Raw genomic sequence first — 5,898 nt, 5'->3', positions numbered from 1 at the left:
CGTACAAAAATCTCAAAGAAGTTCCAGGCCTTTCCGTGCGCCATGAAGTCCAAGCTGAGGATGAATGGTGTGCCGAAGCCTACATGGAAACGGATTATGGTACACTTTGTGATGATGATTTTATTAGGAAAATGAGAGATTATGCGGCATTTCTTGTAGCTTGTAGTCGACCAGATGTATTGTTTCAATTTACAAACAAGCCCCTTTTGTCAAAAAAAATGAAATTAAGCACAGATGGATGGAAATGGTTTGAATTGTCAAAAAAATTTTCAAAAGAGCGCGGTACACGCCTTACAAAACCTGATCGAGAAAAAGGAGATATTCCTTTAATTACCGCCGGATCTGAAAACGAAGGTATCGCTGATTATATTTCTAATAGTGATATGAAAGTTTATCAAAATGCTATAACAATAGATATGTTTGGCTTTAGTTGTTATAGAGGATTTGATTTCTGTTGTGACGACAACATACTAGTTCTTAAGGCTTCTAAACTAAATGTTTTTAATGGAATGTTTATTGCTACCATAATTAACAGAGATGACTATAAATGCGCGTATGGACGCCAATATCGTCAAAAGACCTTTGATGTCCATAAAATCAAACTCCCCGCGAAAAAAATCGCCCCCAATAAATACGAACCTGATTGGCAATTTATGGAAGATTACATCAAGTCGCTTCCGTATTCGTCTTGCCTTTAATCAACTAGAACAGGAGATGCCCGCCTTCGCGGGCATGACAATTCAGGGGTTTTAGGGGCTTGCCCCTAGGTGAAAGGGTAGGCAAAGACTACAGGCTTTGCCGAGGGGAATGCTTTCCCCTTTCCAAAAAAGTCGCACAAACCTCTTGACAATCCGTTTTTTGTGATTGATATTTAGTACGCAAATGTGTAGAAATTTGTTTCTTGCGCACGAAAAAATTCAAAGCCCCGCCTTTTTATGCTTGTAGGCGGAGAGGAGTAAAAGATGAAGAATGACGATCCGACAATACAGATGCCTGTCTTGATGAAAGATGTGCAAAGCAAAATTGTCGTGATAAGAGAACAAAACGTTATCGTCGATGCTGATGTGGCGCGTCTATACGGCGTAGAAACACGACGGATTAATGAAGCGGTCCACAATAACCCTGAAAAATTTCCTGAAACCTACATGTTTCAGCTTGATGCTGCGGAGACCGAATATTTGCGGTCGAAAATTTCGACCGCAACAGTATCCTCCAAAAGCCGCGTTCTGCCCAAGGTATTTACTGAAAAGGGGCTCTACATGCTTGCTACGATTTTAAAAAGCAAGGCTGCTGTAAACACAACCTTTGCCATTATTGAAACATTCGCAATGGTTCGCACATTAAAAAAGGAACTTGTCGAACTGCATCAAGAGTCGGATAAGAGAAAACAGATGTCTATCATGAAGAGCTTTGGAGATGTTTTGTCAGAAGTTGTTATGCCTGATTTGGAGACTACAGAAACAGAATCATCTCTGGAATTGAATTTTCTTATTGGTAAATTGACTCATACGGTTAAGAGGGTTAAAAAGATGTAAATTGGCTTATTTTTTAAGCCAATCTGGGTAAAATGGGTGCGCCCGTCTGGTACACAACTTTGTGGGCCACAATTTTGTGTACCGTTTTCAGCAAGTGGTTTAGTGAGAACATGTCTTTTCGAATTCGAACATTCCTTCGTTTCCGTCACCGATAAAATCTTCGGGGCTGTCGGGCATAGGGTGCTTCTCGTTGAAAAATTCGACAATGCGGAAACCGCAGACGTTCACGTAGAAATGGATGTTGCGGCGTTCAAAATACGGCGTACAGGTTCTCCAGACTTTTGTCTCAGGGTGGAACTTTTCAATTTCGAACCAGATTTTTTTCCCGACGCCTTTGCCTTGCGTTCCGTGTCGCACGAATAAAAAGTCTAGATGATTGACGCCTGTTGCGTTGTCTATATTGACGATTGCTCCGCCGACCATTTCCCCGTCCAGTACGGCTTTGTAGGCGATTGCGCCCTTTGCCGATAACGATGCGTCGATGTCCCTTTCGGGCAAAATGGTCTGCTCCGATTTACCAAAATGTTCCTCGAAGCCTTTCTGAAAGGCCTCTTGTGCATAAGCCTTGAACGAAGATAAATCGGAATCTTCAACGGGGCGTAATTCGAAAGTGGTTGGCATATTTGAGAATGTACAATTTTTGGCACAAATGCGATGCTACATATATCTGCTTATATCGCATATATATGCCTAAAAAGCATAGCAAACGATAGTAAATAAGTATTTGCTATTGCAAGGCGTTTTAGTTATATTATGAGCGTAAAGGGAGATGCCTGCGGGCATGACCACCTCAAAGGAAAACAATTATGAAAAACGTTCTAGTGATTTCGAGCAGTTTGCGTACTAAGAGCAATTCCGAGGCGATGGCGCAGGAATTTGCGAAGGGTGCCGCCGAGGCTGGCAACAAGGTGGAAGTCGTTTCGCTGCGGGGCAAGAAGATTGCTTTCTGCACGGGTTGCCTTGCCTGCCAGAAGAAGGGCAAGTGCGTCATCAATGACGATGCAAACGCCATCACCGAGAAAATGAAGAAGGCCGAAGTCATTGTATTTGCGACGCCGATTTACTATTACGAGATGAGCGGTCAGCTCAAGACGATGCTCGATCGCGCCAATTCCCTTTATACGAGCGATTTCAAGTTCCGCGAGATTTACCTGCTCGCTTCCGCTGCCGATACCGACAAGAAGGCGATGAACATCGCAAAGCGCGGTATCAGCGGGTGGATCGCATGCTTTGATGGAGTAAAATTCAAAGGCGGCATCTGTGCCACCGGTGCCGAGAATCCCGGCGATGTCAAGGAACGAACGGCGTTTTTGAAAAAAGTTTTTGCCATGGGCAAGAGTGCTTAACAACAAGGAGATAACTCATGAAATCCAAATTCTTTAAAGCGGCGCTCGCCGTGGTTTCCGCATGCACCCTGATGGCATGTACCCCCGAAAAAGAAAACAACGCCGCACAGGATGCGGCCAAAACCGCCGCACCGGCAACAGAAGCCGCGCAACAGACAAAGGACGAAAATATGAACAAGCTCACGCTCACCGCCGAATGGGACAAGGTATTCCCCAAGAGCGACAAGGTCGAACATTCCAAGGTCACTTTCAAGAATCATTTTGGCATTGAACTCGCCGCCGACATGTTCGTGCCCAAGGACACGAGCCTCAAGGTGAACGGCAAGTTCCCGGCGATTGCAGTATCCGGCCCGTTCGGCGCCGTCAAGGAACAGTCCAGCGGCCTTTACGCCCACCAGATGGCGGAACGCGGATTCCTGACCATCGCATTCGACCCGAGCTTCACCGGCGAATCGGGCGGCGAGCCGCGCTACATGAACAGCCCGGACATCAACACCGAAGACTTCATGGCGTCCGTGGACTTCCTCTCGACCCGCGACAACGTTGACCCGGAACGCATCGGCATCATCGGCATTTGCGGCTGGGGCGGCATGGCGATTAACGCCGCCGGCATCGACACCCGCGTAAAGGCGACGGTTGCCTCGACCATGTACGACATGAGCCGCGTATCCGCAAACGGCTACTTCGATGCGGCAAACAACGCCGACGCCCGCAACGAGGCCCGCAAGGCATTGATGGCCCAGCGCACCAAGGATTTCAAGAACGGCACGTACGACCTGGCCGGCGGTGTCATGGACCCGCTCCCGGACGACGCTCCTTACTTTGTCAAGGATTACTACGCCTACTACAAGACCCCGCGCGGCTACCACAAGCGCTCCCTCAACAGCAACAAGGGCTGGGCCGCTTCCGCAGGCACCTCGCTCATGAACACCAAGCTCCTCGCGTACGCCGACGAAATCCGTAACCCGGTGCTCATCATCCACGGCGAAAAGGCCCACAGCCGCTACTTCGGCGAAGGCGCATTCGAAAAGATGACCGGCAAGAAGGCGAACGTCCCCGCAAAACTCGACGCCACCAAGAACTGGAGCAAGACCGTCGGCAACAAGGAACTCCTCGTCATCCCCGGAGCCTCCCACGTGGACCTCTACGACAACCTGGAAAAAATCCCCTTCGAAAAGCTGAACGAATTCTTCAAGGCGAATTTGAAGTAACTTGATTGATGTCATCCCCGCGTAGGCGGGCGGACAGCACTTAGCACTTTTATACGATACTTGGCAACTTGTTGCCATAGTAGAGTTATCCTCTTTGGGGAAGTGCTTAGTGCGCATGGCCACCAAGGTGGGGATCTCCTTTTTATTATTGAATTAAATTTTTCAGAGAGTTTTTATGAAAGGACGTATCCTATACATTGTCATTTTATTGCTGTTCGCAGCTTGCTCTTCTGACGCGGCGTCGTCTGTCAAACCGACGCAACCTGAATCCCAAACGCCGAAATCGTCCGCAAGTTCAACATCTAAAGTGGGGGAGGCTCCCGTGAAACTTAAAATCTATGTGAACGATACCACCTTCACGGCGACGCTCGAAGAAAATTCCTCGGCCAAGGCTTTCGCCGAATTCCTCGCGCAGGGCGACATGACGCTCGACATGCACGATTACGGCAGTTTCGAGAAGGTGGCCGACCTGCCGCGCAGTTTTCCGCGTAACGACAAGCAAATCGACACCGACGCAGGCGACATCATCCTTTACCAGGGCAATGCCATCACCATTTACTACGACAAGAATTCCTGGAACTTCACGCGCCTGGCCCGCATCGACAACGTGAACAAGAAACGCCTCCAGCAGATCCTCGGCAAAGGGAACGTGAAGGCTACATTCTCTGTGGAATAAACGTATATTTCCTTCGGAAAGACGATGACGCGTTTGCTGACGAAATTCAGAACACATTTTACGCTTGTGCTGTTCACTGCATTTGCCGGTTTCGCACATGCTGAAACGCCCGCGATTGATTCGACAAGCGCGGACTCCGCCGCCGTCGATACCGCGCCAAAGCTTTCCCCGTTCGATCACCTGGGTCATAACATGCTGCTGAGTGCGTTCGGCTGGCCGCTCGGATTCCACATGCTCGGCGGAGCGCTTACGTACAAGTTTTCGATGGAAAATAACGACTTGATGGTGGCCCGTTTTGCGGCACGTCAGGATCAACTCACGTACGGCATCGCGTTCACTCCCGGCATGATGATGGGGACGTTCTTCCCGATTCTTGTTCCGGGATACATGTATTTTTTCAGCGACAACCGCGCGCTGAACAACACCGGCGCCGTCGCCGTGCAGGCTACCGCCGTGGCGTTCCTCTACAACAACATCCTCAAGGCGATTTCGGCTCGCGAGCACCCTGACGCGGAACTCAACAGCGGCGAGCGTTCCCGCGATTTCAAGTGGGGATTTTTTAGGCGCGGAGTATTTTACGGCTGGCCCTCGGGGCATTCCATGACCAACGCGGCCATGGCCATGAGCATCGCAAGCTACAACCGCGACAAGCCTCTCGTCGTGGCGGGCTGCGCCCTGTATGCGGGCTACATCGCGACAAGCATGGTGCTCGGCGCAAAAGGCGAAGCCCACTGGTTCTCCGACGCCGTCGCAGGAACCCTGATGGGAGCCTCCATCGGCTGGTACATCGGCAGCGTGTTCTATAAGGAAAAGGTCGGCGAAAAGCAGACCCCGCCCAAGGTCACCATCGCCCCGCTATTCTTTGACGACACCAAAGGCGCCGTGCTCAGCGTGAGAATATAAGCCAAACGCCTGGTACACAACTTTGTGTAACGATGAAAGAGAAAAAATGCATAAACCTCTTGACAATCGTGTTCTGGTAATTTATATTTAGTGTACAAGTGCGTAGAAAGTTGTGTGGCTCTGTCGGGCTATTCCGTACGCCCGACCTCGGCTAGCAAAAAATCCTCAATCCATTTCTTTTAGGTACTTGCTTTCCTAAAACTGATGTGATACAATGATTTAATCCA

General features: G+C 49.3%; 7 protein-coding genes. 6 read left to right on the top strand and 1 reads right to left on the bottom strand.

Features of this window, described 5'->3' with window-relative positions; all coding sequences use genetic code 11:
- Window positions 1-698, top strand: a 698-nt coding sequence (locus Q0W37_RS15055; RefSeq protein ID WP_297702365.1) for a restriction endonuclease subunit S, incomplete at its 5' end; no start/stop codon positions are given.
- Window positions 699-962: 264 nt separating this feature from the next.
- A complete protein-coding gene (locus tag Q0W37_RS15050) occupies window positions 963-1,535 on the top strand; it encodes an ORF6N domain-containing protein (RefSeq protein ID WP_297702364.1) in 573 nt (190 codons plus the stop codon).
- A 99-nt stretch (window positions 1,536-1,634) separates the two neighbouring features.
- Here Q0W37_RS15050 and Q0W37_RS15045 read toward each other — a convergent pair whose 3' ends face one another.
- Complete coding sequence (locus Q0W37_RS15045) at window positions 1,635-2,156, bottom strand: GNAT family N-acetyltransferase (protein ID WP_297702363.1); 522 nt, start codon at window positions 2,154-2,156, stop codon at window positions 1,635-1,637.
- Between the two features lie 185 nt (window positions 2,157-2,341).
- Between Q0W37_RS15045 and Q0W37_RS15040 the strand changes: the two genes are divergently transcribed.
- The 4 genes from Q0W37_RS15040 to Q0W37_RS15025 all read left to right on the top strand — a co-directional run bounded on the left by Q0W37_RS15040 (window position 2,342) and on the right by Q0W37_RS15025 (window position 5,671).
- Window positions 2,342-2,881 (top strand): flavodoxin family protein, encoded by a 540-nt coding sequence (locus tag Q0W37_RS15040; protein ID WP_297702362.1) that lies wholly within the window; start codon window positions 2,342-2,344, stop codon window positions 2,879-2,881.
- Window positions 2,882-2,898: 17 nt separating this feature from the next.
- Window positions 2,899-4,092: an alpha/beta hydrolase gene (locus Q0W37_RS15035; RefSeq protein ID WP_297702361.1), complete on the top strand. Its 1,194-nt coding sequence runs from the start codon at window positions 2,899-2,901 to the stop codon at window positions 4,090-4,092.
- Between the two features lie 322 nt (window positions 4,093-4,414).
- On the top strand, window positions 4,415-4,768 hold the full coding sequence (locus Q0W37_RS15030) for a cyclophilin-like fold protein (protein ID WP_297702360.1): 354 nt from the start codon (window positions 4,415-4,417) through the stop codon (window positions 4,766-4,768).
- 24 nt (window positions 4,769-4,792) lie between these two features.
- Window positions 4,793-5,671, top strand: a complete 879-nt coding sequence (locus Q0W37_RS15025; protein WP_297702359.1) for a phosphatase PAP2 family protein — start codon at window positions 4,793-4,795, stop codon at window positions 5,669-5,671.
- Window positions 5,672-5,898 lie beyond the last annotated feature (227 nt).

This window comes from uncultured Fibrobacter sp., assembly GCF_947166265.1.
Taxonomy (GTDB): Bacteria; Fibrobacterota; Fibrobacteria; order Fibrobacterales; family Fibrobacteraceae; genus Fibrobacter.
Note: the sequence above shows the minus strand (reverse complement) of the source record. Positions and strands in the feature narration are given on the sequence as shown.